Here is a 25,239-nt window from a genome sequence, read left to right as displayed (position 1 = left end):
GACGCCCCAGCTGATCAGCTGCTCGGTGAGGACCGAGGGGGACTGGTCGTAGATGACGGCGAGCGTGCGCAGGTCGTCCTGACGGATCGACAGCATGTCGGCTCTTAAGTTGGGCCTGGCGGCCCAACTCCCGCCTGACGGCGGGAGACTGGCGCGGCTTCATGCCTGACGGCATGAAGGGGGTTGGGCGTGGCCTTGCTCCCTGGCGGGAGCAAGGGGTTGGTAAGGGTTGGGCCTGGCGGCCCAACATTGAGCTGGCGTCAGCTCCGGCCTGGCGGCCGGAGGGTGGTGGTGTGTCATGCCTGACGGCATGACGGGTTGGTGGGGGCTCCCCCTTCCCTATCGGGAAGGGGTGTTTCTAGGGCGCCTGTCGGCGCCTTGATGTCGTATGGGTTTGTTGGGCAGTCATTTGATTTGGTGCCCTCCCCTGGCGGGGAGGTGGACCGGGCGTCGCTGGGCGCGGGGTGGGAGCTGTGATCCTCGCTCTGTTCATGGGTGGGGCCTAAAAGTGCGCGCTGAGGTTTCCATCGGGCTTGGCTTGAGTAACGAACCCAGGGGCCCCCATTCAGATTCCGGCTTATGGCTGGTGATGCCTGTGACAAGGAGACTGATCGATGCCGACGTGGTTGATCATCGCGGAGGAGAGTGTCACTACCGATGCGGCCTCACCGCAGCGCCGCATCGAGATCATCCGGACCGTGATCGGTGGCAAGAGCCGGGAGGAAGCGCTCGCAGAGCTGTACAAGGCGGCCAAGAGTCACGTGCCTGACTCTCTAAAGGGAACGTCACGCGTGGTGGGGCGGGACGGCGACGGTTCCTTCTGGGTGCTGCCGAAGAACGGTAAGGGCCACGCGTCTTGCCATATCCGCCTCATCGAACAGGTCTAGCCCTGAGCTGGGTGATCTGGTGGCTCGACCAAACGAGGCATGCTCCTCTCCTTGTGCTGAGGTGATCAGCCACGCGGCAGCACCTGACGGTGCTGCCGTCTGCTGGCCGAGGAGCTGTAAAGACTGTCAGGGGATGGCCGGCTTCGGAGTGGGTCGAGGGTGCGTGCCGTGGGTGCCGGAAGGTTGTCAGTGGGGCGCACCATACTGCTTGGATGGTGTCCACACAGGATGTGCCCGGACGGCGTCGGGGCGGGCAGGCACGCAAGCATGTGAGGGACGGTATTGCGCGGCCGCCACGACCCGGCCAGTCCCTTGCCGAGCGGCTCCCTGTAGTGGCGCAGGACTGGGACACAGCCGGTAACGGCGGAATCGGCGCTGGCCAGGTCGCGTGGCGGAGTAGCCTGCTGGCAGCGTGGCGCTGCCATCGTTGTGGTCATCGTGGAGAGAACACGGTCGCTGGACGTGTTCAGATTTTCTTGAAACGCGGTCCCGCGTTCGGATGCCGTCGCTGCTCCATCCAGCGGCGGGATGCTCCAAGGCCTGGCGGGTCTCTGGAGGAGGCACGCCCTGGCTTGGCCGCGGAGTTTCATGCCGAACTAAATGCTCCGTTGACGGCCTCGGAGCTGACCCCTGGGTCGCAGCGCAAGGTGTACTGGCACTGTGTGTCCGATCCAGAGCACCCGCCCTACCTGCAAAGTGTGAGCAATCGCCGCAAGAGTGGCTGTCCTGCCTGCGTGAACAGGGTGGTCACTCCGGCTAACAACCTTCTGGCCGTAGCTCCGCAGATTGCGGCGCAGTGGCACCCGAGCAAGAACGGCTCGTTGACTGCGGATGCGGTCGTTGCCGGCTCCAACCGGCGGGTGTGGTGGAGGTGTGCTCGGGGCCATGAATGGCAGGCCCACATCAGCACGCGCGTGTCGCAGCGAACGAGGTGCGGTCTTTGTTCCCGCGGTCAGCAGTCCGGTGCTGAGGTCGCTCTCTTCTCCGAGCTGCACGAGTTGCTGGCTCCGCTCCTGGGTGGCCGTGCGGTACGCCGGCATGTCAGGCCGGAGGGCGTAGCCACGAGGTTCGCGCGGTGCGACATCGTGATCACCGGCCTCGAGCCGTGCGTGGTCGTGGAGTACGACGGGGCGTACTGGCATCGCGGTCGTTCAGGGCCGGATCGGAAGAAGGCCCTCGCGGTGCGGGGTGCCGGGCACCATATGGTGCGGGTGCGTGAAGCGCCGTTGAAGGCATTGCACCCGGACGATGTGGTCATCAACGGCGGGGCGGACGCTCATGCTGCTGCCGCGGCGGTCCTGGGGCGGATGGTGGAGCGGGAGTGGCTGCCTGCCCGGGTGGCATCGGCGGCGCAGGAGTACGTCGCCGCGGGGCGGCCCCTGGGCACAGAGCTGTGCGCTGTTCTGCTTGAGGACGTTGATCATCGAGATCTGGGTGCTGATTCCCTGGCGGTCACCCACCCGGGCCTGGCAGATGAATGGGACATCGAGGCCAATGGGTTGCTGACGCCCCGGCATGTCGGCGTTACCACCTCTGCTCCCTGTTGGTGGATCTGCCCTTTGGGCGACCGCTACCCTTGCGCGCCTCGTGAGCGTGTCGCGGGGCGTGGATGTTCGGTCTGCAGCGGGAAGCGAGTCAACGCCCGCACCAGCCTGGCTGCTCTCCATCCCGACCTGGCGGCGGAGTACGTGCCCCAGGCGGGGCGCAGCGCCGATGACATCGGGGCGGGGTCCCATCGGCGTGTACTTTGGCGCTGCAGCACCTGTTCCTACGAGTGGCAGGCCATCTTGCGTAGCCGAACCCGTAGCGGAGCGGGATGTCCTGCGTGCGCGGGCAAGGTCGCCACGGAACGTGCCAACCTGGCTGTGGTGTACCCGGCGGTCGCTGCGGCCTGGCACCCGGTGTTGAACGGTGAACTGCACCCCGAGGACGTGCGGCCGAAGTCGAACAAAGCCGTGTGGTGGCTGTGCCCTGACTGTGAAAAGCCTTACCAGGCAAAGATCGTGGACCGGGTGGCAGCCCGGCATTCTTGCTGTGCTGCTTGCGCGCGCCTTCGGGCCTGGAGCGCTCGCAGAGCATAGAGCTGTCTGCAGCCGCGCCTATGAACTGGCTACAGGAAAGAGTGCGGGGACTTGGCGTCCCTCAGCTGGCAAGAGTGGTCTTCACCGGCTCCGCACAGGGGTCATGGGCGTCTGCGAGGGGTTCACCGGGCCTATGTCCGGTCAGCACCAGGTGCCGCAGGAACGTGGTGCAACCGTCTCTGCCCAGGGGATAGGGCGGTAAGGGGCTTGGTGATCCAGTGTCGGCGGCCGAGGTGCAAGGCCAGGACGTAGCGGCTGCTGTGAAGCTTGAGGCTGCCGACGTCGTGCTGCAGAGACGTAAGTGTCCCGTCTCATTAGATGTTGTAGGGGCGAGGTCGTTGACCTGCGGAGTGACAGGTTCAACCGCGACTTAATGGGGGCAGCGGCGAGGCGTCGCGGAGACGCGCGGGCGGTGCGGTTGGCGCGTCTCATGGATCATGGCAAGGGTGATGCCGCCTGAGCAGTACCTTGTCAGGTTGACGAGACGCTTGACGGCCAGTTTCGCATCGAAGATGGCAGTTCCTGGTCGGGAGCCGCAGTAGTGACGTGCTCAGGAAGAGGGACGCCGCTGACGATCCTGGAGCTCACCGCGGGCGGTCGACCAAACGATCTCGAACTCCTCGGCCGACAACGTCTGCGGGTCGTGCCCTTCCCACCCGGAGATGGGTGGCTCCGCGGTCAGACCGTAGACGCTCTCGTATTCAGCGGACCTGCCGGCTCTTTGGGCTTCTTGCCACTCGGCCAGCAAGGCGGCGGTCAGAGCCTTGTTTCCGGGCTCCTGCAACTCGACTTGCCGGATCACATAGCCATCGGCGTCCAGCTCGAAGTAGAACCAGACCTCTTCCTCGTCCCAGAAGCAGCGAACCCAGGTCGTCACGGGTTCACCGCGTCGAAGGGCTCGTCGTGCCAGCGCCAGCCGGCGGTGCCGTCGTCGTGGATGTGCAGTATGAACTCGGCGACCGGGCCGCCATCGGGAAACGTCAGGGTGAGCGCATTGCGGATCTGGGTGTAGCAGGCGCCGGCCCGATCCCAGTCCTCCTCGTCGACAGCCCGCTCTTGCTCAGCGAAGAGAGGGCGGAACTCTTCAAAACCGGGAAGTGTCTCGACTTCGGCGTGCGTCCAGGGCATGTCGACGTCGGTCACGGTCAGCCGGGCAATCTCCTGGCCGCCGTGGTGGAGCCGCCAGATACTGCCGGTGGTCAGGTTCGGGTTGGTCATGTCTCCATGATGACGATCGACACTGACAGCCGGCGAGCGAGATCACCGCCCCTTCTCGATCGTGGTAACGACCATCTCATGCATCGGAAGCTGATGGGGGGCGATGTTGAGTCGCCGTGCCGCTTCGGCCGGCAGTTGGAGATGGTCTTGCCACTATGGCGAGGCCAACAGGCCGCTCTGCAGCTCCCCCTGATCACCCACACCAGGGCGATGTCCACTGCATTGAGACAAGCCACCTGTAGCGAGACAAGAGCCACCCCAAAGCGGGACACCGTCTCACTCAAACCTGTCCCGCCCCTCGTACCGCAGGCTCAACGCCCAGATCAGTGCGACAAGCCGCGGTTCGATGAGACGGGACAGTAAGAATCGGCCAAGTTTGAGTGGGTGACCGTGAGATTCAGTGAGACAGGGTCAGACATGGCGGGACACCTGTGGACAGCCACGGACACGCACGGACGGTAGGGAGGTGCGGCCGAAGTATGTGCGGCCTGAAGGCAGGCGCTGTTTCGCACGGCCCAGAGTGCGTCACACTCCCCCGTATGCCGAGCTTTCAGAGAAGGAAGGCGATCGGTGACGCCCATGAACAGCGCGTCACCCAGGAACTCAACCGACGCGGCTGGCACGTCAGCCCCTGGGGACAGGGAATCATGGGCGAGCCCGTACGGTTCGCCCTGCACCACACCACCAGCTCGCTGCGCTGGACGCCCGACCTCATCGCCGCCCAGGGCCGGCAGGTCGTCCTGATCGACTGCAAGAGCCGCATGACCAGCCAGACCAGTCGGCGGCACGCCATCGAACGGGCCGCGGTCAACGCCCATCTGCAGCTTGTCGCCTGGACTTAGCTTCCCCTCTACTACGTCTTCGACAACCTCGAGCTCCTCACCCCGTATGACGCTCTCGGCCTCGGGCAGGAAGGCCCCCGAACCACAGCTGGCTCCGGGACGCCCTACCTCCTCGTCCCCACCACGCACGCCTTGACGTTCGACCGTGTCTTCGGTCATTCCGGTGGCCTCCGGGCTGCTTGATACGGCGCAGAGGAACAAATTGGCTTTCTGGCCCTGCTTGGGGCTGGCGGCGCACTAGCGCGAGCCAAGGTAGGGGCCAGGCCGCGGGCCTCGCGCCTGCTGTTGCCTGAGATCCAGGCCGATTGCTCTGTAGCGGCATTCCGTGATGCAGCGGCCTGTGTCATGGTGCTGCACCCCTCGCTCCAGTTGGCTTGTCAGTGCCTGGTGTCATCCTGTTCTCAGGCCGCACTGGGCACTGGCGAACACGCTGTGGCGAAGGCGGCCGAGGGTGGAGGACGTTGTGAGGATCATGCTCGACAACAACATCTGGTCCTACCTGGGGGACGAACAGGCCGGCAGTCGGTTCAGGGCCCTTGTCCGTTCCCTGGGGCATCACGTGGTGACTCCGCCTGGTGTGCTGTTGGAGGTGTTGCAGCACCCCCGGTCGGACAAGCGGGAGGCCATCGTCCGGGCCATCCTTGCCGGCACGGACGAGCGGCTGCGCAGCGAGGCCGACTTGGAGGGGGCCGAAGTCATCGCAGAGGTGCGGCGTTTGCACCCCGAATGGGTTCGGCCGGCAGCGGATACCGGCCGTGAGGCGACATGGCGCACCTACTGGACGAAGACGTTCTGGCGGCAGGCGGTGGAGCTCCACGAGCTCTTCCGCGGCACCGGCTTGGCGCAGAACACGGCCCGTTCCGCGCAGTTCATGGTGGACGTCCAAAAGGAGCAGCAGCGGGTCTGGCGTAAGGGAAAGTTCGACGTCAGTGACCTCTCCCGCATCACTGCTTTCCCCTCCGATGAGACCGCACCAGGACCCCAGCTCGGATGGAAGGCCGGCGACAAGATCGCGGCGTGGCGGCCACGCACTCAGGAGGTGTGCTGGTACTCCTTCGCGGTGGGTCGCCGCTCTGTGCTGACGCATGAGGACACCACCGGCGCCGACTGGGTCGGAGCACGGGTCGACCTCGGCGCCATGTGCGCTTCCAGGGAGGAGTTCAACCGCTTCTGGCTGTACCAGGTGGAGGCTGAGAACATGCCCCGCAACTGGCTGCGGTGGGCAGCAGAAACGGTACAGGCGGACATGAAGGTCACCGGCGGCAACCCTCGCGATGTACAGCACGCCTCCCATCTGCCGGACTGCGATGTGTTCCTGACCGCCGACAAGAACTTCCTCAGAGTGCTTAACCGCATCGCAGAGCAAGCGCCCGTCCCGGTGGGCCGTGGCCTGCGCATCGCTCCGGCAGCGCACGACGACATCGTTGAAGCCATTGAGGCGACGCTCAGTACTCTCTGAGCGGTTGGCGCGTGCGCCGGAGCCGGCCTCTGGGGCGCCCTACTCGGCACCAGTTGATCGGCCTCGGTCGTCGGAACTTCTCGGAGAACCCGTTGGCGCGCAAAAACCTACGCTCACGCGATGGCGCCGGCTCACACCTGCCTCATGTGTACACGTCAGGAGACAGGGGACGATCATGGTCTGTCACTTTGCGGCAGTATCTGCCATGGCACTGGCACCTCGGGCTCGGGCCGACAGCATCGGTCCCATGGACCTGGTAGATCTCGGCACTGTCGCCACCGCGTTCCTCACCCCTCCTATCGCGTTCATTGCCGCCTTGTGGGCCAGGCGCAGCAGCAGGCAATCAGCAGACGCAACTGTCGGTTCGAGCGTCAACCAGGTCAATGGCTCCATCGCTGCGGCACGTGTCCAGACGCGTGGTGAGCTCGAGCTGCGCCGGCAGGCCGCGCTAGCCGAAACATCTGCCGCCTTCCTGAGGGCTTCTGACGCACTCGCGCGCACCGTTCAGCAGCTTCCCGATCTTGCTCCTGAGGAGCGCCAAGATCGGATCGCCACTCACGGTATGGCGGTCGAGACGGCCCTCGGTCCTCTGGAGCTCCTGGGGCCGCCGGAACTCCTGCGGCATGCGAAAGCGCTGCGGGACTTTTGTCGGACGCTGGAGAACCTTGCGCTGGACAGAGCGGTGCTCCGTTCGGCTATACGGGCTTTGGAGTCCGGCTGGTGCCCTTTCAATGCAGAAATCTGCGACAACGATCATCACGGCGCAGCGTTCGTCGCGTGGGAGTTCCTCTTGGAGTGGCCCGGACGGGAAGACGAGGAACGGTGGAGAGACCGGGGCCTCCTGGAGTACTGCCTCCATGAGAGCCAGTGCATGACCGAGAGTGATGTGGTCCGTGTTCTTGCAGTCGTCGACCGCGTGCCGGCTGCCTGGTCCCGGATGATCGGTGGCCCTGTCCGCGATCCGCTCATGGAACGGTTCGCTTTCCTGCGCGCGCCCTTCGTCGAAGCTGCCCGCTCGGCACAACCTCTGGTGCCATCGACCGAACCTGAGGGATTGAGGGCATGGGCGAGCAACGCTGTCAGTGTGGCAACCCCCTCGGCAGTTTCCGGCTCCTCCTTATCGGCCTGATCTCCCGGACCAACGTCCTGTCGTCGGGGTCCGTTGTTTCCTCAGCCCCGACTCCCCAAGATCGCCGCCACCTCCCTCAGTGGGACAGGGAGCCGGAGTCATTGCCTGAAATTCCGTAGCAGAAACCCTTTTCTGCCTTCGATTTCAAGGCGTAGGGGCGCGGTGACGGCTTCGATTAGATGAGGTGCTGTCTATGGACTCACGGGAAGCACTGGCGGTGGTCGCCTTGAGGCGTGCGGAACGCCCCGCGTCCGGCTGGCCTGCTGCTCGTCCGCCATCAGGAGATCCACCGCGAAGGCGAGGGGCACGGCGCATGGACCTGAGCGCTGGGCAATGTCATGGGGCCGCTGCCCGAATATTCGTCACTCTGACATAAATTTCTCCAGCCCCGGTGGAACTCAGGGCTCGCTCTGCGATGCTGGAGGCCGATCGAGAGGGGCCGCAGTAATGCAGTGGAAGATCCACGGGGAACGTCCGATCTACGAGAACAGCTGGGTGAACCTGTGGCTCACCGACGTCGAGACGCCGGACGGGAACCGCTGGGAGCACCACGTCGTCAAGCTCCGGCACCTGGCCGTGGCCGCCGTCGTCAACGAGCGGCGCGAGGTGCTCATGATGTGGCGGCACCGCTTCATCACGGATGCCTGGGCGTGGGAGCTGCCCATGGGGCTGGTCGAGGAGGGAGAGACGCCTGCTGATGCAGCGGCCCGTGAGGTGCTGGAGGAGACCGGCTGGCGGCCCGGCCCGATCAAGCCGCTGATCTACGCCGAGCCGGCCAACGGCATCACCGACTCCCAGCACCACGTCTTCCGGGCCGACGGGGCGACGTACGAGGGTCCGCCGACCGAGAAGAACGAGTCGGACCGGATCGAGTGGATCCCGCTGGCCGACGTCCGGGGCATGATCGACCGCCGCGAGATCGTCAGCAGCGGCTCCCTGGTCGGACTGCTCTACGTCCTCATGGACGAAGCGATCCGCTGACCTGACGGGGCAGCACTTCCCGTAGCCGGGACTCGAACGCCACCGCGGCCGGTTCCCGGCGGAAGGGCTCCAGCTGCTCGTAGAACTCCCGAAGGTGGCCGGCGACTCGTTGCGAGCTGACGGCCGCCGCCGGGGCCAGGGCGTCCATGGCGGTGTGGCATGCCTCATCGAGTTTGCCGCGCTGGAGCTGGGTGCGGGCGAGCCAGAAGGCGTGGAAGGCGCGGCCCCGGTGATTCGATGCGTGCTCGCGGCGTAGCGCGTCCGCGATGAGGGGTTCGGCGAGGGCGGCCTCGCCCAGGCGGCCGTGCGCGATGCCGGTGTCCACGATCAGCTTCGTCTCGTCGAAGTAGGCGACCCAGGCCGGGTCCGGATCACCGGTGCCGATCCGCCCGAACTGGGTGTGGGCTTCCGAGATCGCGGTGTGGGTCGCGCCGTGGTTGCCGAGGGTGGCGTGGGCGAAGGCTTCGCGCATCGCGAGCATGGCCAGCACGCGCGGTGTCGTCCCCGCCGCCGCTCGGGCCTGGTCCTGGGCGGCCGTGACGAGCGCGAGGGCGTCGCCCGGCTTGTCCTGGTAGGTGGCCTGGAGGCTCATGCAGGCGAGGACGTTGGCCATGAACTGGCGGTCGTCGATGGCCTTGGCCAGACCGAGGGACTCGGTGAAGTAGGCGCGTGCCTGGTGGTACTGGCGCGCGTCGAAATAGGTCCACCCGGTGAGCCGGGCCAACTCGGCCGCGACGCTGTGCAGGCCGTCCCGCAGAGGAGCCGGGCGCTGTTGCTTGAGGAGGTCGACGACGTAGCGGAGCTGCCCGACGACCGCCGGCCGTAAGGTCTCGCCACCGTGCTCGTCGTCCCGGCGCCAGTAGTCCGCGATCGACGAATGCAGCGCCTCCAGTGTCGAGGCGCTGAGATCCCGCTCGGCCGCCAGGGCGAGGATGCTGTCGACGTCCGCCCCCGATAGTCCGGCGACCAGCGGTTCGACGGTTGAGGCCGGTACTTCGGCCGGTTGGCGGGGCATGACCGTCAAGCTGGGCGGCGTCTCCCAGGAACGGCGGGCAAGACCGAGCATGTGCCCGGGGATGCGCAGTCCGTCCGAGATCCGTTCGATCACGTCCATGTGCAGCAGCTGCCGCCGTCCGGCGATCACCTCGCCCACGCGGCTCGGGGTCAGGTCGCAGCGGCGCGCGACCATCGACGGATAGATGCCTGCCCGTGTCTTGACCAGCTGAAAGATGCGGCCGAAGTCTCTGGCCTGGCATGCCTCGATCATCACTGGGTCCGTGAGCAGGCTGACCGGGAGTTCCTTCGAGCGAGATGGCTCGGGCATCGGGCACGCTCCGGCATGAGGACTACGGATCGCTGCACTTGGTCAACCGAGGGCGATGTTACCCAAGTTGGGTAATCCGCCTGACCTTTCTGGCCGTGCCCGCGGATCGCGATGCTCCTGGCCATGGCGAACGGACAGGACGACGTACGGATGACGTTGCGGGTCTCCCGCGACTCCGGCCAGACGTGGGGGCCTCTCACGGAGGTACGCGTGGGCGAGGACCCCGTGGTTCCGGAGAATCCGGGTCGCTACCCGCCCTGCGTCTGCCCCCGCTGCTCGCAGCAGGCCCGGAATGCCGTCGGGTCCTTCCGGATGGTGTCGTGATGCGGTGCGTGCACTGGCGTCGGGTGCCCCTCGACCTGGCACGGGAAGCACGGGAGAAGTCGGCCGCGAAGCACATCGACAGGGCGGTGCAGTGTCAGCTGTCCGCGCACGACGATGGTGAGCACTTCGGTCTCCTCACCGACGCCGGGGCGTACGGGACCGCGCTGTGGCTCCGCTGGCACGGGACGGACGAGGCGGAACTTGTCGTACTCCCTGACTGCCCGGTGGCCGCCCCGGGACCCGACGGTGAGGGCTGCTGTCTGTTCGCCGACCACGCCAAGCAGCACACCTGGGAAGACGACCTGGAGGAGGTCTCATGCACCAGCTGATCACGAGCCCGCACAAGACCCGGCGTCCTCGCTCGCCTCGCGACGAACAGTGCGGGGACTGCGGTGGCAGCGGCGCCAACTCGTCCGGCAAGACCTGCGGCACCTGCAACGGGCTGGGCGAGATTCACTGCCGCGTCGGCCGCCAGGAGTCCCGTGTGCTGTCCCGCTCCGTGATCCGGAAGGAGGGCCACCGATGGCCCACGCTCTGATCGCCTCCCCGTTCCTCGACGGACACCTTCTCCTCAAGCCGGGAGCACGGGCCGGCGCCCGAATCTCCGCCGACCACTACGAGGGCCTGCGCCAGGCAACCACGGACGGTGAGCCGCTGCCCGACTGGGCGGTGCAGACCGCCGCCGACGTGTGGGGCCTGGACCTGGGCGGCCGGCCCACGCAAGGCACGACACTGGTGCGCGAGCCGTCCCCGTATGGCTACTGCCGGGCGTCCTGGGAGATCAACCTCGGCTGCAACTTCGGCTGCAAGCACTGCTATCTCGGCGAGCGCCCCTTCTCCGGGCTCGCTTGGGAGGACAAGGTGCGGCTGCTGGACATCATGCGCGAGGCCGGTGTCCTCTGGCTCCAGATCACCGGCGGCGAACCCACCATGGATCCTCACTTCCAAGGCGCCTACAGGTACGCCTGGCAGGCCGGGATTATGCTCACCATCTCCACCAACGGCTCGCTGCTCTGGCGGCCTGACCTCCTCAAGCTTTTCCGGGACTGCCCGCCGTATCGCCTGGTGGTCAGCATGTACGGGGCAAGCGAGGAGTCCTTCGACACGCTCACCCAGCGCCGCGGGGCCTGGAAGGCGTTCCGGCGCGGCATGGACGCCGCACGCGAGGCGGGGCTTCCTCTGCGTATCAACGTCGTGGTGACCGAGGACAACGCCTCGGAGGCCGACGAGATGGCCGCCCTCGCCGAAGAGTGGAACGTCGAGAACCACGCGTACACGAACATGACGCCCACGATCTACGGCGGCGGAGAACCGCTGCTCGCCCAGTCCGCCGCCCACCTGCGGCAGCGCAAGCCGTTCGCCGGCTGCAACGCGGGACACACCTTCTTCCACGCCGACCCGCACGCCAAGGTCTCGATCTGCAAGGTCGGCCGCGACGACCAGATCGATCTCATGGCCGAAGGCATCGACGGACTTACCCGGCTCGGCGCCATCGCCGACCGCCTCATGCTTCGCACCGGAGGGTGCGAGGGCTGCGCCCTGTCCGGCACCTGCCGGGTCTGCCGCCCCCTGGCCAAGCACTACCAGGAGGCGAAGGCGCCGCTGCACAGCTACTGCCAGCACGGAGACAAGGAGAACGCCTCATGACCCCGCCCGTACCGGTGACCATCCTCCCCGGCCCGCCCGCCTCGGCCCGCCGCGCCGCCCCGCCCGTCGCGACCGCATCGATCACCGCCGTCCAGGACCTCGACGTGATCGTGGAGAGCGCGGAGTGCTCCTGCGACGCCGGGGACGACAACCCCCACTGACCGACACGAACCGGTCAACTCCGCTCAGGCCCCGGCGCGCTCGCGTCGGGGCCTGAGCCCTGACCGGCTCACCGCTAAGGTGCCGCTCATGTTCTTCCGCTGGGACTGGCTCCGGCCCCACCTGACCGCACCGATCGTGCCGACCCTCGGTCCCGTCCACCCCGATGCCTTGACCGCCGACCTCTTCGAAGACATCCTGCGAGTGGCCGTCACCGGGGACTTCCTGCCGTACGACAAGGACCGGCGCTGGGGCGGCGAGAAGGGCGAGAAAGTCCTCCGCGAGGGCGTGGTGCACCAGCTTGAGCACACCCTCATCCCCACCCTGAACCGGCGCGGACGCGGCACCGTGAAAGTCTTCGCCTACGGGCTCCACGACAGCGTCGTGGAGGAGGCCGCCGAACTGGCCGCGAAGCTCGCCGCCGGGTACGACGTGGCAGGCGCCCGGGTCGTACGCCCCCTCGGCCCCGAGAGCGCACACCCGCGCGGCACCCGCATCCAGCTCAAGGACTTCACCGGCAGCCCCTGCCCCGACCCGGGCGACCCGGTCCGTCCTGTCACCGACTGGCCGACCGCCGTGCAGGAGACCTTCGCGCCGTTCGCCAAGGCCATGCTCGCCGACGGCCTGGCCTTCCTCCACACCCAGATGCAGGCCGGCCGGTGCGGCCCGGTCCTCGCCGCCACCCTCGACGACCGCATCGTGGGGGCGATCGGCCCCATGGAAGTACGCCCCGACGCGATCGGACGCCCCCAGCTCATGCCCCAGTACTTCGCCGTCCTCCCCGAGGCCCGAGGCCAGGGCCTCGGACGCGCCCTGTGGCGGGCCGCCATGCACTGGGGACAATCCCACGGCGCCGCCTACCAACTCCTCCAGACCGAAGTCGACGGCCCCTCCGACCGGCTGTGCCAAGCCGAAGGACTCACCTCCCTCGGCTTCACTCACACCACACAGGCATAGTCATTGGTTCTCGGGCTGTTGCAAGGCCACATCCCGCCCATGCCAGCCGACCTGCCGAAGCCCCGACACTGGTGAGCCTGTCCTCGGCGCATTCCTCATGTGCGAGGCGTGCATGAAGCGGCTTCGCCCTCCGCCAGCTCTTCGAGGTGGACGGCGCCCTCCTCGTCCATGCACAGGTGGAGGGCCTGGAGGGTACGGGCATCGATGTCGGCAGGGCCTTGGGAGCCCGATCCATCGAGCACCCTGCGCACGCGCGACAGTGTGGCCGATGGGTGCCGATGGTGACGTACCGAGCTCCACAAGGCCCTACCCCCGTACCTCCTGGGGCCCGGTCGCATGTGCGATGACGTTCACGGTTTGCTGCGCAGGTCCCGCTGATTGTGTAAGCGCATGACCTGTTGCGTTCATCAGACTGCGGGTGTTTTGCGCCATCCATCCGGACACGTTGCTGCAGCGGATTAGAAGAAGGACCGCAACGGAGACCTCCTGTTCGACGAGGGGAGCTTCTTCGACAACCCCGCCCACCTTGAGCCCCGCTCCCGGCGCCGCCCTTAGCCACCGAGGAAACCGATGACCTCTCTCACCGCGCTGACCGCGCTGTGCCCGCCTCCTGCCGCCGTTCCCCCTGCTCCGGACTGGTCGCAGGTCGAAAACACGCTGGGTAAGGCCTTGCCCCAGGACTACAAGGAGCTCATCACCGCATATGGACCGGGCCAGTTCTGCGGATTCATCACCCTCTACCAGCCGCATGCCCCCAGCGAATGGGCCGATCTGACCGGCCCCGTGCCGGCGCGTCTGCGGGGGCAGATCGAGGAGGTCCGGCAGGCCGCCCGGCACCCCTGGCAGCTGCCGCACTCCCCCGAGGACCTTTTCGCCATGGGAGTCACCGGCAACGGGGACTACCTCTTCTGGGTCACCCAGCCCGCCGACACCCCGGACGAGTGGACCGTCGCCGTCAACGAGGCCCTGCGCGCGCCCTGGTTCACCTACAACGGCTCCTTGACCGAATTCCTCGTCAGCGTTCTCAGCGGAACCACAAGCGTCCCCATGTTCCCCAAAGACCTCCTCGACCACGGCGCCGCCTTCACCCCGTCGACTCTCGAAAGCAGCCCACCGGCCGCAGCCGCCAGGACGTCCGTCAGCACACGCACCATCCGTGACTGGGCCAACGCCAACGGATACGACCTGCCCGAACGCGGACGAGTCCCCATCGAAGTCGTCGAGGCATGGAAGCAGGAGCATCCAAGCTGACACACGCCAGCCCCTGCCCTTGCCGTGATGATCACTCCCTCTACCTCCCGGATCAATCGGGCAGGAACGTGACTCCGGTGGTGATCTCGTCGACATGATCATGCAGCGGGGCCGCCAGGGCGGGGTGGTCACCACAGGCGAGCTAAGTTCAACAAGGACCACGACGTCGTCAAGCTGATCTCGGCAGCCTTCGAGGCAGTGTAGGAACGCGGCGTCCCGCACAAGCAGTACACCGTCTGATCCGCAGTACCGAACAGCTCGCCCATGCCCAAGTCCCCGTCCTCCAGCGACTTGCCCGCCCACAAGGCCGTCGCCGGACGCCTCCGTGTCGGCCGCTGGATCGAGGTGGGCGTCAGATCACCAGGGCCGAATCGTCTCAGGGCCGCCCCTGGTGGTGTGTTGATGTGTTCGAAGGCTCAGAGCGACACCCAGGCTCTGAGGCTTCCGGCGCCGATGGCTCCCCGCAGGACGTGGGCGATCTCCTCGGGCTTGAGGTCGATGTCATCGAGCCCCTCTGCGGTCAGCGGGACCTCCTCCAGCGCGTATGCGCCGCGGCCCTTGGCGCTGAACTCGGGGCCGGTGCGGTCCTCGAAGGACCAGGTCGCGATGCGGGCGAGGTAGAAGAACTGGCGCTCGTCGCCGGACTCCATCGTGTGGAGAAGGCGGACGATGTCGGCCTTCCCCGCGATCTCCTCGTGGATCTCCCGGTGGAGGGCCGCCTCCCGCGACGCGTCGCCGGGCTCGACGCCGCCGCCGGGCAGGACCCAGTACTCGGGGATGCCGGGCCGGGTGCGGCGGATGACCAGCATCGTGTCGTCGGGGGTGACGAGGACGGCACGGACTCGTTCGATCATTTCGGTTCCTCTCCTTGCTTGTTGACGGTCTTCAGTGGAGCAGCCAGCCGCCGTCGACGTGGACGGACTGCCCCGTGATGAACGAGGCGGAGGGTCCCACGAGAAACGCCACCAGGGCCGCGACGTCCTCGGGTCGGCCACGGCGCGGGACGCACTGGCGCTTGATCTGGTCCTCCGGCCGCGCACGGTACTGGGCGGGAAGGGTACTCTCGGCCTCGACCTGGATGACCCCGGGCATCACCGTGTTGACGCAGATCCCGTACGGGCCCAGTTCACGGGCGAAGGAGCGGGTCAGGCCCAGCAGCCCGGCTTTCGCAGTGCTGTAGGCGACGAGGTTCGTCCGGCCGGCTTGGGCGTTGATGCTGCCTGCATTGTCCAAGGTCAAGCAGAACAATGTACTCAAAGCGATTCAGAAGCTGCTTCTGTGGACTCGGGCATCCCCCAGCAGTGCAATCGGCGTGAGGAGCAGACGGTTACCTCCGGGCGCATCGTCGGGGCAGCCGCCGCCGGCTCGCTCGCGTACAGCGCGAAGCTGAGCCGCCACCAACGAAAGGGGCCCTGGCCTGCGGAACCTCTGCAGGTCAGGGCCCTTTCGCGTTGCACCTCATGTAAGTCGAGACGTGTCGTGTCGCCCATAGATGAGGTCACGGCTTGCCTCTACGGGATGCGGCTCGTCCAGTTGGTTGTTCGCCCGTTCGAGGCGGGACATAGGATCCATCGCCAGAGGCCCGGCCTGAGAGGGAACCCACGTGACTGCCCATATCCTCCCCTCCCTTCCCGGGGACCCTGCTCGTGTCGGCCCGTACCGAATAGTGGGCCGTCTGGGAGCGGGAGGGATGGGTACCGTCCACGCCGCCCTGGACTCCAGCGGCAACCGTCTGGCGGTGAAGGTCGTCCATCCGGCTCAGGCCGAGGACGAGGAGTTCCGTGCCAGGTTCCGGCGTGAGGTAGCGCTGACAAGCAGGGTGAGCGGCCCGTGTCTCGTGCCTGTGGTCGCGGCCGACTGCGAGGCCGAGCGTCCATGGCTCGCCACACCCTACGTACCGGGCCCGACGCTGCAGCAGCACATCGCCGCGCACGGCCCTCTCCACGGTGCCGTGCTCCACGCGTTCGCCGCGGGCACCGCCACCGCGCTGGCATCGGTCCACGAGGCCGGTGTGATCCACCGTGACATCAAGCCCGGCAATGTGATCCTCTCCCCCAGCGGTCCACGCCTCCTCGACTTCGGGATCGCGCATGCCTTCGACGGGACCTCGGTCACCCGGACGGGCGTCCTGACCGGCACCCCTGGCTGGATCAGCCCCGAGCAGTACCGCACGGGCAGCATCGGTCCTGAGTCCGACGTGTTCGCCTGGGGTGCCCTCGTCTCCTACGCCGGAACCGGGCGCCACCCGTTCGGAACCGGAGCTCCGGACACGGTCGCCTTCCGTGTGATGTCGCAGGACCCCGATCTCGCCGGCCTGCCCGAGGATCTTGCCCGCCTCGTGACGGAAGCGATGTCGAAAGAGGCAGGCGACCGCCCCACGGCGCAGTCTCTGAGCGGCGCGTGCGCAAAGCTGCTCTCAAAGGAAAGCACCCAGGTTCTGCCACAGGACGCTTCGGTGCCCGTGCTGGTCGACGGACTGGTCTCCGATCACTGGAGTCCGCCGCCCGCTCATGAGACCGTCTGGCCGACCGGCCGGGCCGGCCGGGCACGCAAAGGCAGTTACATCGCTGCGACAGCGGTTGTTGTTCTCGGCGTTGCGGCCACGGCCGTGTACGCATCCACGGCCGTGGGGCGACAGACGCCCTCGGCTGCCGCTGCTCCCGCTCTTCCGGCTGCTTCCCCGTCGGTGTCCTCATCGTCCGCCGCTGCAGTCGCCACTCCTCCTACGAGTTCCGCAGCCCCGGCGCTTACCGCATCAGCGGTCACCGCGGCCGGCAGTCCCGCCCCCGCCACGCCGGAGCCCACAGCCACCGCTCCGACGGGCGAGCCTCAGCCCGTCTACACACGCAGCGACTATGCCGAGCCCACCATCGGGGAGTGGTCGGCCGCTCGCGATGCGATGACCGCCTCCGAACGCGGCATCGCCGCTTCCATCAACGAGGAACTCAAGACATTCCTCCGCGACGAGTGGGCGCTGCCCGAAGGGGTGCAGGTGACGTTCAATCCTGAGGCCCAGACCATGTTCCTCACCGCCGGCCCCTCGACAGCGGTGTGGGAGAACGGCGGCGACTACACCGACCTCGCCCGCGGCATGATGTACACCGGCTGCACCCACGGCAACGACAAACTGCGCACTGACATCACCTGGCCCTACGGGCGGGTCGTTGTCATCTACCGGGAGTCCATGGCCAATCCCGTGATCGCCAGCTTCCGCGAAGTCACCAACGGCATGAACTGCCGCGTCTGAGCAGGTCGTATCCGGCGAACACGGACCACGAAAGGCACCCGCAGGACAGCCGGCCAAGGAGCCGAGGCTGATCGTTTCCCTGGTGAACCTGTTACTCCAGGAGGCTGACTCACCCCCGGATCATCTCGGCCCTGGCGACCGTGACCGCTATCTCTGCGGTCGTGATCAAGAACATGGTGCGTGGCCTCGCCGCGCTCTCCCTCGCCCTGACTCCGCTTGCTCTTCCCCACCCCGCGGCAGCAAAGGCACCAGCTGCTGCCGAGGTGCTGTCTCTCGCCGCTGCGATCGGGCAGATCCCGGTCGTCGACGAGTCCCGCGACGGCTACGAGCGGACGAAGTTCAAGCACTGGAACTCCGGCCTTGACCCCGCCGACGGCTGTAATACGCGCGCGGAGGTCCTGCTTTCCGAAGCGGTCGAGTCTCCAGTGGTCTCGGCCGGCTGCAAGCTCGCTGGTGGTCGGTGGATCTCCTACTACGACGGCCAGGAGGTCACCGACCCCGGCAAGCTCGACATCGACCACATGGTCCCGCTCGCCGAGGCCTGGGACTCCGGCGCGAGCTCCTGGACCGCTGCCCGGCGGGAGGCTTACGCCAACGACCAGGACGCGGCCACCAGCCTGGTGGCGGTGACTGCGCGGGCCAACCGTCAAAAGGCCGACCAGGACCCGCGGGAGTGGATGCCGCCGGCCCCCGAGGCGACCTGCCGTTACGTCTCGGAGTGGGTGGGCACGAAGCTGCGCTGGGGCCTTGCCGCCGACCAGGGTGAAGCGGATGCCCTCGCCCTGTACGCCGACGGGCCGTGCGAGGACACGATCGTCCACTACACCCCCGCCCCGTAACAGTCCTCGTGCTTTTACCTGGAAAGGATCCCCGCACATGGCTTTCGGTAAGACGTTTCTCTCCGCCCTGTCCGCGGCCGTGCTCGCCACCGGTCTCGCCCTGACCGCCGCCGGCCCTGTGAGCGCGGCCACCTGCCCGTCCTCCGCCTCACCTGTGATCCCTGGCGCAAAGGCGCACTGGACGCTGAGCTGCTCCGGCAACACGCTCAAGGTCTACGGCTGGGTCGAGGACACCCGCGCCGATGGCGACTGCGCCTTCGTCCACGTGCACGCCGGCAACGGCGGGGGCGACAGCGCGGATGCATGCGGCTGGGGAACGCGCACCAACTTCGACATGTCCTTCCCCCGTACCAAGACGGCAGAAGCCCGCCTTCAGCTCGAGAACTGATCCGCGCACAGGGGCGTGCGCGATGGCCGTGCACCGGACATGCACGAACACGCTGGGTCCTTCTGACGCGTAACCTGCGCCGGGTCCTTTCCCGCAAAGGGGTTGGGGCCCGGCTCCTTGGGACGGCCTTCCTCAGGTGCTGCTCTTCCCTCCATCGGCCCCCGGTACCGCCAGCTCGACACGTTGTCATGGGGAGGATGCGGGGGAGCAGATCGAGAGGCCGATGCCTGGTTCACTGGTGCGTCCCTGGGCCGGGCGCGGACGGCTGGATGCCCAGTTCTGTGAGTGTCAGGCGGCGTTCTGGTGGGAGGCGGTCCCACCGGCGCCGGGCGTTGGTGAGCCACTGCCCAAGACGTACTGGCCCTTCGGCGAGGTGCTCGATGTGGCGCTGGGGCACGTTCAGGTGGCCTTCTCTGGCGAGGAAGACAGTTGCTGCTTCCAGTCCACGCCGGAAGGACTGTTCTCGTGCGGTGAGCGGGGGCTGTGGCGTCGAGGGCGGTGTGGTGGTGTGCAGCCCCAGGTCTTGCAGGAGGCGGAGTTGGCCAGGGTGGGTGGGTGGTGTGCTGCGCTGGGTGCGGAGCCACTCCCCTAGGCGGATGCCTTCGGGGGTGACGAAGGTCCGCGGGACATCGGTGAGGATGTGACCGGCCTTCTGATGGTGGCGGGCGGCGTGGTAGGTGCGTTGCCATGTCAGGGGCCAGGGTGGGTCCCAGTGCGGGTCGAGGCCTGTCAGGGCGTGGGTGCGGGCGGGAGTGAGCTGGGCTGCCCGTTTGCGTTGGGTGGCGAGCCAGCGGCCAAGGGCGAACCCGGTTTCGGGCTCGTGGTGGTCGACGGGGGCGGCGAGGTGGCCGTGGGCGGTGGCGTAGGCGGCGGCGTGGGCGAGGCCGCGGTCCCAGGCTTGTTGGTGGGGGTTCCAGATGATGCCGAGTTGTTCGAGGGCGTGAGTGCGTGTGGGGTCGAGGGCGTTTTGGTTGTGGAGGTGTCGTTGCCAGGTGAGCCAGCGCCCCAGGGCGTAGCCCGTCGGGTCCTCGTAGGTCTGGGGGATGTCGAGGTGGTGATGGGTGCGGTGGTAGCGGCGGGCTGCGGCCAGGCCGCGGCGCCATTCAGCGCTCTTTGGTTTCAGGACGCGCAGGGTGAGGGCGAGGGCGACTTCGTCGGCCTGGGTGGGGCGGTCGAAGTGGAGCCAGTGTCCGGGATCGTCGCCGGTGAGGGTGGGACGGTGGGTGCGGGGGTCGGCGAGGCGTGCTTCGAGGCGGCCGTCGTGGGCGCGGAGGGCTTGGATGGTGCGCCACAGCGGGGTGTAGGCGTCGGCGCCGAGGAGGTCGTCGGGGTTTTCGTCGGGGGTGAGGTAGACGGGGACGATCAGGGTGGCCTTCTTGTTCGCACCGGGTTGCTGGCGTAGTGCGCGGCCGACGGCCTGGACGGTGTCGACGGGGCTGTTCTTGGGGTCGGCAAAGACGACGGCGTCGATGGAGGGGACGTCGATGCCTTCACCGAGGACGCGGGCATTGGCCAGGACTGCAGGTTGCTCGGGGTGGGTGTGGGCGGCGAAGTCGAGGAGAATTCGGCGCCGGACGCGGGGTGGGTGGGTGCCGCTGATCCATTGCGACCACAGGCCGTCGGGCTGCAGGTCGGTGGGGAGGGCGGCCGCGGTGTCGGGGAGGGTGGTGGCGAACGCTCGGGCATCGGCGACGCGGTGGTGGAAGGTCAGGACGCGGCGCAGCTTGTGGTCGTGGATGGCTTTGAGGACGGCGACTTGGCGGCCTGCGAGGCGCAGGCCGTCGACGCCGGCGCCGGGGCTGGTGGCAAGCCAGTCGCGCAGGGTGGTGTCGTCGACAACGGGAACGAGAATCTGGTAGTCGGCGAGTAAACCGAGGTCGATGGCGTCGGACAGGGACAGCCGGTAGGCGACAGGGCCGAAGAGGGATTCGTCGTCCATGGAGGCGACGGGGTCCTCAGCTCGGTCTTGGTCTGGATCCCAGACGCGGGGCGTGGCGGTGAGATAGAGCCGGCGGGCTGCGGGGACCTGTTCGTCGTGGTGGATACCGGCCCAGGCTTTGCCGAGGCGGCCGGCGGTGCGGTGGGCCTCGTCGACGATCACCAGATCCCATGGGGGCAGGCCGTGGCTCTGATGGGCGGCGATAACCGTGGGCAGGGAGGCGTAGGTGGCGTAGACCGTGACTGGCTCGCCCGTGCTCTGACTGGTCAGGGCGGTGAGCTCGGCGGGGCTGGTGGTCATCGGCAGGTCGCCGGTCGGTGTGCGGTCGATTGCCTGCCGTGCCGAGCAGACGGCGACCGCTGTGCCTTTGCGGCCTGCTGCCTGCCAGGAGCGGGCCGTCTGGGACAGCAGGTCCAGGGTGGGGACGAGCAGCATGACGCGGCCTCGGGGGGTGAGGCGGCTTGCGGTGCGGGCAGCGATGAGGGTCTTGCCGGTGCCGCAGGCGGCGATCACGCTGGCCCTGGGGTGGGTGCGGAGTGTGTTGACGGCTGCTGTGACGGCTTCCTTCTGATGCGGTCGCAGGTCCATGGGGGTGGGCGGCATGTTCTCCTGCCGGTCGTCAGGCTCGGACGCGGTGGTGGGCCAGGTGGGCGAGGACGTGCTGGTTGGCTTCCCAGCCGTCGGGGAATTTCGCGGGGACGCCGAGGTGGACGGGGTCGTTGGAGGGGTGGCTGTCGAGGAGGTCGGCGATGCCGGAGCGGGCGACGACGATGCAGGCGTGCCGGTGGCGTGAGGCGAGCACGCACAGACGTCCGGCTTCGAGGTGGAAGGCGGAGGCGTCGCGGCGCCCGGACAGGGGGTGCAAGACGATGGTGATCGCGTACTCGCGGCCCTGGAGGCGGTTGGCGGTGTCGGCGCGTACGCCGTGGGTGCGGGGGGTGCGGTTGAGGAGTTGCTGGATGAGGCGGGCCTGTTCGCGGTGAGCTGTGCCGATGGCGATGTCCTGGGCTTCGAGCTCGCGTCCGGAGGGATGCTTCTCGCACACGGCTTGGGCGCCGCGGTCCAGCAGCCGGGCGGCCAGGGCGACGGTGGCGCGGGCGGCTTCGGGGTCGGTGCGGGCCGTGTGTCGGGGCGGCAGCTCGTGCAGGGCCCAGCCGGAGCGGGCGGCCTCCTCGATGGTGTCGTCGAGGGTGCTGCGCATGCCGCTGGTGGTGAAGTGCAGGCTGCGTGTCTGGGGGGCGGTGCCGGCTTGGAAAGGGTTGAAGGGGTAGAAGGCGCGGGCGACAAGGCTTGCCGCGGAGGTCGGAAGGCGCCAGGAGACGGGGAGCCTGTGGATGGTGGCGTCGTTGTGGTTCATCAGGACGGTGACGGCACTGTTCATGGGGTCGTGGGGCAGGCCGATCCAGCGGGGGGTGTGGATGGTGGAGAACGGGTCGAGCTGGCCGGGGTCTCCGACGAAGAGGGCTTGTTCGAAGAGCTTGGCGATCAGTAGCAGGGCGTCGGAGCGCATCTGGTAGGCCTCGTCGATGATGGCCCACCGCCAGCGGGGGCCGTCGACGTTCGCCCATTTTTTGGCGGTTGCCACGATGACGTCGCAGGCGAGGACGTCTTTGATGTCCGTGCTGATGGTTGTGCCCGTCAGGCCGTAGATACGGTCGGGGACCTGGTAGGTGTGTCCGGTCAGGCGTCCCAGGTGCAGCTGAGGGGTTTGGGGGTCGGCGAGGCGGATGAGCAGGTCGTCGACCTGGTGGTTGGTCTGGGCGATGATGATGCACCGTTCGCCTGCTGCGGCGAGGGTGCGGGCGGCTTGGGCGACCAGAGTGGATTTCCCGGCGCCGGGCGGCGAGTCGACGACGAGGGCCTGGTCGTTGCCGGCGGCGAGCGCGTCAAGGACGCCGTCGACGGCTGCGGTAGCCATCTCGGCGGGTGAGGGTGCGGGCGGGTTCATGGCTGGGTCTCCTCGGCCTCGTCCAGGGCGGTGGGGTGGTCGTGCTGGGGGCCGCCGTGGGTCCAGGGGGTGTTGTCGCGGCTGGGGAAGGGCGGCTGCCGGAAGAACTCAGGTGCGAGGGTGAGTTGGAGGTGGTCGCCGACGGCGGGTACGGACGTGCGGTTGGGTTTGGCGACGGTGCCCTTTTGTGTCGTGACCTCGAGCAGGAGGTCGGTGCCGCCGTCGCGCGGTGTGATGTCCCGGATGGCCAGGTGCACGCGGGGGTTGTGTGGGCTGGTCAGCAGGTGTCCGACGTCCAGGCGTATGGGGTCGGTGGTGTGCAGGGTGAAGCGTGGCCAGAGCTGGAGGCGTCCGGTGGGGCCGGTGATGGTGCGGTCGGGGTCGGTGTCGGTGACGGTGCCGGCGAGTGCTTCTCCGGTGGTGCGCCGCTCGGCCATGACAAAGGGGTCTTCCAGTGCGCGGCGTGCTTCGAAGGCGCCGGCGGCCTGTTCCAGGCGGGCCAGGCGGCGGGCGGCGGAGACCGCGTCGTCCTTGATGGGCTGGGGGCGGCCGTCGTCGGTGAGGTAGGTGCTGAAGGCGGTGAAGCGGTCGCGGTCGGCGTCCCAGCGCCGGTGGGCGTCTGGGGTCTGGGGCAGGCTGCGCAGCAGGGCCAGAGCGTCCCAGGCGTCGTCCCAGGTGGGGGTCAGATAGGTGTGCAGGAGGTCGTGCAGCCGTTGGGTGTGCCGGGTCATGGCGGCGGTGTTTCCTTCCTCGGCGGCGGTGTCGAATGCCTTGAGGAGGGGGTCGAGTTCGATGGTGTCGAAGGAGGGGTCGGTGGCCGGGCCGGCGGGTTGACGGTGAGGGGCTTCGGCGGCGAGGGCCGCGTGCAGGCCGGTGGTGCCGGGCGGTGGGTTGATCCAGGCCAGGAGGGTGGCGAGGTGTTCGTCCTCCAGGGGGCTTTGGCCGGTGACCCAGTGGGTGGTCAGCAGGTCGGTCAGGGCCAGCAGCAGGGCGGAACCGGGGTGTTCGGCGTGTTCGGCGAAGAAGGTCAGCCATTGGCCGAGGCGGCCGACGCTGCGGGCCGGGCCGGTCGTCTCGGGTGTGTCGGTGAAGCGCAGAGCGCGGCCCAGCCGGTCGAGGTAGCGAAGGGACTTGCGGTTGGCGACGAGGAGTTGGGGGGCGTGGGTGTGGCGCTGGCGGGCGGGTTTGGCGCCGCGGGCGGGGAGGCGTTCGGTGTCGGGGAAGCTGTCGATGTAGGTGAGGATGCCGGCGGCCAGGTCGTCCAGGAATGCGGTGGGTCTGCCGCGCGGGGGTGCGATGAGCAGGTTCGGGTGGGCCTGGTCGTCGCCGTACATGACGGCCAGCGGGGTTGCTTCGGTGCCGGAGCGGTTGAGCGGCAGGACGATCAGGGGCCGCTCGGTGAGGTGGAAGTGGCGGATGGTGCTGGCGTCCTGGGCCTGTTCGGTTTCGGCTGCTTTGAGGCGCAGCAGGCTGGTGAGCATGCTCATGCGGACTCCCGTAGTTGGGCGTGGACGGCGTGGGCGTGCTGCAGTGCGGCGGCCAGGTCGCTCTGGTCGGGGGAGGGTTCGCGGGTGCCGTCGGACAGGCGCAGAGCGGTGGTGATGTGGTCGATGCCGCCGAGGTCGTCGCGGACGGCGGTGCCCAGGACGTCGATGGAGCCTTCTTCGCGGGCCTCGCTGCGGCAGACGTAGGCAAGGTCGCAGAAGTGGCGGCAGGTGGGGGTGTAGCGGGCTGCGGTGCTCTGCAGGGCTTCCGCGAGTGCTTTGGGGTCGCGGGTGGGCCGGTTGTCCTGGTCGGGGGCGAGGTCGAACGTGATGTGGGGTGGCAGTGTGTCCAGGAGGGGTTCGATGCGGGTGAGTCGGCTCAGCTGGCGGGTGAGGGAGGCGACTTTCTTGCGGGCGTCGACCACGCTGGCGGTGGCGCGGCGGCTGAAGTTGCGGGGCATGACGAGGATGACGTCGTCGGAGACCTTGTTCTGGTCGATGCCCTCACTGTCCAGCAGTTCTCGCAGGGCGAGGATGTAGGCGGCGGCCTGGGTGACGGCTGCGGCTACTTTGGCCGGGTCGGCTTGGCCGTCGACGACGGCGAAGGACTTGATCTCGACGATGTGGAAGACGCCGTCGATCTGGAAGGCGACGACATCGGGTTCGAGGTAGACGGGGTTGCCGGCGACGGTCAGTTGCAGGATGGGGTGGTCCAGCAGCGTGCGGGCCGGGCTGGTGGAGCGGACGGCTTCCAGGATGGCGGTGCGGGTGTAGGCGTGACGGACCTGCAGGGAGGCGTCTTGGGTGCCGACGTTGGCGAGGTCGGTGTGAGCGGCCTCGGGCAGCGGCAGGCCGAGGAACTCGCGCAGCAGGCGGAGGAGTTCGGCGCCTCCGTCGGCCTTCACCTGCTGCTCGAAGACGGCCCCGCTCCTGAGGGCGAGGGAGGATTTGGCGAGTGGGCGGGGCTTTCCCAGGTGGACGGCGATGGCGTCTTTGTCGACGCCGGCGGCGTCCAGCAGGGCCCGGCGGGTGCAGCCGGGATTGGTGGTCAGGGCCGCGAGGGTGCGGGCGTCGTGTCCTTTGGCGGGGACGGGGCCGCGCAGCGCGTCGAGCCGGTCGTTGAGCAGACTCACGA

24 protein-coding genes and 2 pseudogenes are annotated in these 25,239 nt (G+C 67.9%); 16 read left to right on the top strand and 10 right to left on the bottom strand.

The features are described from left to right. Nucleotides 1–96 (bottom strand): annotated as a pseudogene (locus ABZ318_RS20140) (transcriptional regulator); the annotation flags it as partial. Between the two features lie 518 nt (nt 97–614). Here ABZ318_RS20140 and ABZ318_RS20135 point away from each other — a divergent pair. The 3 genes and pseudogenes from ABZ318_RS20135 (at nt 615) to ABZ318_RS20125 (ending at nt 2,968) form a co-directional block, all read left to right on the top strand. After that, the gene (locus ABZ318_RS20135; RefSeq protein ID WP_356903823.1) at nt 615–887 is read left to right on the top strand and encodes a hypothetical protein; all 273 of its coding nucleotides are present in this window, start codon (nt 615–617) and stop codon (nt 885–887) included. A 212-nt stretch (nt 888–1,099) separates the two neighbouring features. Continuing rightward, nucleotides 1,100–1,819, top strand: a pseudogene (locus tag ABZ318_RS20130) (zinc-ribbon domain-containing protein); the annotation flags it as partial. 153 nt (nt 1,820–1,972) lie between these two features. Beyond that, a complete protein-coding gene (locus ABZ318_RS20125) occupies nt 1,973–2,968 on the top strand; it encodes a zinc-ribbon domain-containing protein (RefSeq protein ID WP_356903826.1) in 996 nt (331 codons plus the stop codon). Between the two features lie 550 nt (nt 2,969–3,518). Here ABZ318_RS20125 and ABZ318_RS20120 read toward each other — a convergent pair. Both ABZ318_RS20120 and ABZ318_RS20115 read right to left on the bottom strand, forming a co-directional pair. Beyond that, entirely contained in the window at nt 3,519–3,845 is a 327-nt protein-coding gene (locus ABZ318_RS20120; protein WP_356903822.1) for a hypothetical protein, read from the bottom strand. Beyond that, a complete protein-coding gene (locus ABZ318_RS20115; protein WP_356903821.1) occupies nt 3,842–4,186 on the bottom strand; it encodes a hypothetical protein in 345 nt (114 codons plus the stop codon). Before ABZ318_RS20115 ends, ABZ318_RS20120 begins: the two co-directional genes overlap by 4 nt. A 539-nt stretch (nt 4,187–4,725) precedes the next feature. Here ABZ318_RS20115 and ABZ318_RS20110 point away from each other — a divergent pair. The 4 genes from ABZ318_RS20110 (at nt 4,726) to ABZ318_RS20095 (ending at nt 8,597) form a co-directional block, all read left to right on the top strand. Next, nucleotides 4,726–5,028 (top strand): hypothetical protein, encoded by a 303-nt coding sequence (locus tag ABZ318_RS20110; protein WP_356903820.1) that lies wholly within the window; start codon nt 4,726–4,728, stop codon nt 5,026–5,028. Nucleotides 5,029–5,500: 472 nt separating this feature from the next. Continuing rightward, entirely contained in the window at nt 5,501–6,487 is a 987-nt protein-coding gene (locus ABZ318_RS20105) for a hypothetical protein (protein WP_356903819.1), read from the top strand. Between the two features lie 247 nt (nt 6,488–6,734). After that, complete coding sequence (locus ABZ318_RS20100; RefSeq protein WP_356903818.1) at nt 6,735–7,616, top strand: hypothetical protein; 882 nt, start codon at nt 6,735–6,737, stop codon at nt 7,614–7,616. A gap of 447 nt (nt 7,617–8,063) precedes the next feature. Continuing rightward, complete coding sequence (locus ABZ318_RS20095; protein WP_032764683.1) at nt 8,064–8,597, top strand: NUDIX hydrolase; 534 nt, start codon at nt 8,064–8,066, stop codon at nt 8,595–8,597. Here the strand turns inward: ABZ318_RS20095 and ABZ318_RS20090 are convergent. Continuing rightward, a complete protein-coding gene (locus ABZ318_RS20090) occupies nt 8,575–9,921 on the bottom strand; it encodes a hypothetical protein (protein WP_356903817.1) in 1,347 nt (448 codons plus the stop codon). The two genes, ABZ318_RS20095 and ABZ318_RS20090, sit on opposite strands and share 23 nt — an antisense overlap. A gap of 323 nt (nt 9,922–10,244) precedes the next feature. Between ABZ318_RS20090 and ABZ318_RS20085 the strand changes: the two genes are divergently transcribed. From ABZ318_RS20085 to ABZ318_RS20060, 6 genes are all read left to right on the top strand, one after another. Then, nucleotides 10,245–10,574: a hypothetical protein gene (locus tag ABZ318_RS20085; protein ID WP_356903816.1), complete on the top strand. Its 330-nt coding sequence runs from the start codon at nt 10,245–10,247 to the stop codon at nt 10,572–10,574. Then, the gene (locus ABZ318_RS20080) at nt 10,562–10,783 is read left to right on the top strand and encodes a hypothetical protein (RefSeq protein ID WP_356903815.1); all 222 of its coding nucleotides are present in this window, start codon (nt 10,562–10,564) and stop codon (nt 10,781–10,783) included. The genes ABZ318_RS20085 and ABZ318_RS20080 overlap by 13 nt, the downstream gene beginning before the upstream one ends. Next, nucleotides 10,768–11,892 (top strand): radical SAM protein, encoded by a 1,125-nt coding sequence (locus tag ABZ318_RS20075; RefSeq protein ID WP_356903814.1) that lies wholly within the window; start codon nt 10,768–10,770, stop codon nt 11,890–11,892. The genes ABZ318_RS20080 and ABZ318_RS20075 overlap by 16 nt, the downstream gene beginning before the upstream one ends. Continuing rightward, complete coding sequence (locus tag ABZ318_RS20070) at nt 11,889–12,053, top strand: hypothetical protein (RefSeq protein ID WP_162952559.1); 165 nt, start codon at nt 11,889–11,891, stop codon at nt 12,051–12,053. The genes ABZ318_RS20075 and ABZ318_RS20070 overlap by 4 nt, the downstream gene beginning before the upstream one ends. A gap of 88 nt (nt 12,054–12,141) precedes the next feature. After that, complete coding sequence (locus tag ABZ318_RS20065; RefSeq protein ID WP_356903813.1) at nt 12,142–13,008, top strand: GNAT family N-acetyltransferase; 867 nt, start codon at nt 12,142–12,144, stop codon at nt 13,006–13,008. A 570-nt stretch (nt 13,009–13,578) separates the two neighbouring features. Beyond that, nucleotides 13,579–14,259, top strand: a complete 681-nt coding sequence (locus tag ABZ318_RS20060; RefSeq protein ID WP_356903812.1) for a histone-like nucleoid-structuring protein Lsr2 — start codon at nt 13,579–13,581, stop codon at nt 14,257–14,259. 416 nt (nt 14,260–14,675) lie between these two features. Here the strand turns inward: ABZ318_RS20060 and ABZ318_RS20055 are convergent, their stop codons facing one another. Both ABZ318_RS20055 and ABZ318_RS20050 read right to left on the bottom strand, forming a co-directional pair. Continuing rightward, complete coding sequence (locus ABZ318_RS20055; protein WP_356903811.1) at nt 14,676–15,113, bottom strand: NUDIX domain-containing protein; 438 nt, start codon at nt 15,111–15,113, stop codon at nt 14,676–14,678. Between the two features lie 31 nt (nt 15,114–15,144). Then, on the bottom strand, nt 15,145–15,498 hold the full coding sequence (locus tag ABZ318_RS20050) for an SDR family oxidoreductase (RefSeq protein ID WP_356903810.1): 354 nt from the start codon (nt 15,496–15,498) through the stop codon (nt 15,145–15,147). 364 nt (nt 15,499–15,862) lie between these two features. On the opposite strand from ABZ318_RS20050, the gene ABZ318_RS20045 reads away from it, so the two are divergent. The 3 genes from ABZ318_RS20045 (at nt 15,863) to ABZ318_RS20035 (ending at nt 18,733) form a co-directional block, all read left to right on the top strand. After that, a complete protein-coding gene (locus ABZ318_RS20045) occupies nt 15,863–17,506 on the top strand; it encodes a protein kinase (protein ID WP_356903809.1) in 1,644 nt (547 codons plus the stop codon). 161 nt (nt 17,507–17,667) lie between these two features. Beyond that, the gene (locus tag ABZ318_RS20040; protein ID WP_356903825.1) at nt 17,668–18,345 is read left to right on the top strand and encodes an HNH endonuclease family protein; all 678 of its coding nucleotides are present in this window, start codon (nt 17,668–17,670) and stop codon (nt 18,343–18,345) included. Between the two features lie 37 nt (nt 18,346–18,382). Beyond that, nucleotides 18,383–18,733 (top strand): hypothetical protein, encoded by a 351-nt coding sequence (locus ABZ318_RS20035; RefSeq protein ID WP_356903808.1) that lies wholly within the window; start codon nt 18,383–18,385, stop codon nt 18,731–18,733. Nucleotides 18,734–18,965: 232 nt separating this feature from the next. Here ABZ318_RS20035 and ABZ318_RS20030 read toward each other — a convergent pair whose 3' ends face one another. Genes ABZ318_RS20030 through ABZ318_RS20015 form a run of 4 tightly spaced genes read right to left on the bottom strand, consistent with a single transcriptional unit; the run spans nt 18,966 to nt 25,237 of the window. Continuing rightward, nucleotides 18,966–21,275, bottom strand: a complete 2,310-nt coding sequence (locus ABZ318_RS20030) for a Helicase associated domain protein (RefSeq protein ID WP_356903807.1) — start codon at nt 21,273–21,275, stop codon at nt 18,966–18,968. Nucleotides 21,276–21,291: 16 nt separating this feature from the next. Continuing rightward, nucleotides 21,292–22,620, bottom strand: coding sequence for an AAA family ATPase (locus ABZ318_RS20025; protein WP_356903806.1), 1,329 nt, complete (start codon nt 22,618–22,620; stop codon nt 21,292–21,294). Continuing rightward, on the bottom strand, nt 22,617–24,107 hold the full coding sequence (locus tag ABZ318_RS20020; protein ID WP_356903805.1) for a hypothetical protein: 1,491 nt from the start codon (nt 24,105–24,107) through the stop codon (nt 22,617–22,619). The genes ABZ318_RS20025 and ABZ318_RS20020 overlap by 4 nt, the downstream gene beginning before the upstream one ends. Continuing rightward, complete coding sequence (locus tag ABZ318_RS20015) at nt 24,104–25,237, bottom strand: hypothetical protein (RefSeq protein ID WP_356903804.1); 1,134 nt, start codon at nt 25,235–25,237, stop codon at nt 24,104–24,106. The genes ABZ318_RS20020 and ABZ318_RS20015 overlap by 4 nt, the downstream gene beginning before the upstream one ends. Between the last annotated feature and the right edge of the window lie 2 nt (nt 25,238–25,239).

This window comes from Streptomyces sp. NPDC006197 (assembly GCF_040613865.1).
GTDB lineage: Bacteria > Actinomycetota > Actinomycetes > Streptomycetales > Streptomycetaceae > Streptomyces.
The sequence above is the reverse complement of the archived record's forward strand: the minus strand, read 5'-3'. Positions and strand labels throughout refer to the sequence as shown.

Excerpts from the sequence above, each read along its gene's own strand:
- ABZ318_RS20135 (WP_356903823.1), top strand. The coding sequence starts at position 615 with ATGCCGACGTGGTTGATCATCGCGGAGGAGAGTGTCACTACCGATGCG.
- ABZ318_RS20115 (WP_356903821.1), bottom strand. The coding sequence starts at position 4,186 with ATGACCAACCCGAACCTGACCACCGGCAGTATCTGGCGGCTCCACCAC.
- ABZ318_RS20110 (WP_356903820.1), top strand. The coding sequence starts at position 4,726 with ATGCCGAGCTTTCAGAGAAGGAAGGCGATCGGTGACGCCCATGAACAG.
- ABZ318_RS20105 (WP_356903819.1), top strand. The coding sequence starts at position 5,501 with ATGCTCGACAACAACATCTGGTCCTACCTGGGGGACGAACAGGCCGGC.
- ABZ318_RS20100 (WP_356903818.1), top strand. The coding sequence starts at position 6,735 with ATGGACCTGGTAGATCTCGGCACTGTCGCCACCGCGTTCCTCACCCCT.
- ABZ318_RS20095 (WP_032764683.1), top strand. The coding sequence starts at position 8,064 with ATGCAGTGGAAGATCCACGGGGAACGTCCGATCTACGAGAACAGCTGG.
- ABZ318_RS20090 (WP_356903817.1), bottom strand. The coding sequence starts at position 9,921 with ATGCCCGAGCCATCTCGCTCGAAGGAACTCCCGGTCAGCCTGCTCACG.
- ABZ318_RS20085 (WP_356903816.1), top strand. The coding sequence starts at position 10,245 with ATGCGGTGCGTGCACTGGCGTCGGGTGCCCCTCGACCTGGCACGGGAA.
- ABZ318_RS20080 (WP_356903815.1), top strand. The coding sequence starts at position 10,562 with ATGCACCAGCTGATCACGAGCCCGCACAAGACCCGGCGTCCTCGCTCG.
- ABZ318_RS20075 (WP_356903814.1), top strand. The coding sequence starts at position 10,768 with ATGGCCCACGCTCTGATCGCCTCCCCGTTCCTCGACGGACACCTTCTC.
- ABZ318_RS20070 (WP_162952559.1), top strand. The coding sequence starts at position 11,889 with ATGACCCCGCCCGTACCGGTGACCATCCTCCCCGGCCCGCCCGCCTCG.
- ABZ318_RS20065 (WP_356903813.1), top strand. The coding sequence starts at position 12,142 with ATGTTCTTCCGCTGGGACTGGCTCCGGCCCCACCTGACCGCACCGATC.
- ABZ318_RS20060 (WP_356903812.1), top strand. The coding sequence starts at position 13,579 with ATGACCTCTCTCACCGCGCTGACCGCGCTGTGCCCGCCTCCTGCCGCC.
- ABZ318_RS20055 (WP_356903811.1), bottom strand. The coding sequence starts at position 15,113 with ATGATCGAACGAGTCCGTGCCGTCCTCGTCACCCCCGACGACACGATG.
- ABZ318_RS20035 (WP_356903808.1), top strand. The coding sequence starts at position 18,383 with ATGGCTTTCGGTAAGACGTTTCTCTCCGCCCTGTCCGCGGCCGTGCTC.
- ABZ318_RS20030 (WP_356903807.1), bottom strand. The coding sequence starts at position 21,275 with ATGCCGCCCACCCCCATGGACCTGCGACCGCATCAGAAGGAAGCCGTC.
- ABZ318_RS20025 (WP_356903806.1), bottom strand. The coding sequence starts at position 22,620 with ATGAACCCGCCCGCACCCTCACCCGCCGAGATGGCTACCGCAGCCGTC.
- ABZ318_RS20020 (WP_356903805.1), bottom strand. The coding sequence starts at position 24,107 with ATGAGCATGCTCACCAGCCTGCTGCGCCTCAAAGCAGCCGAAACCGAA.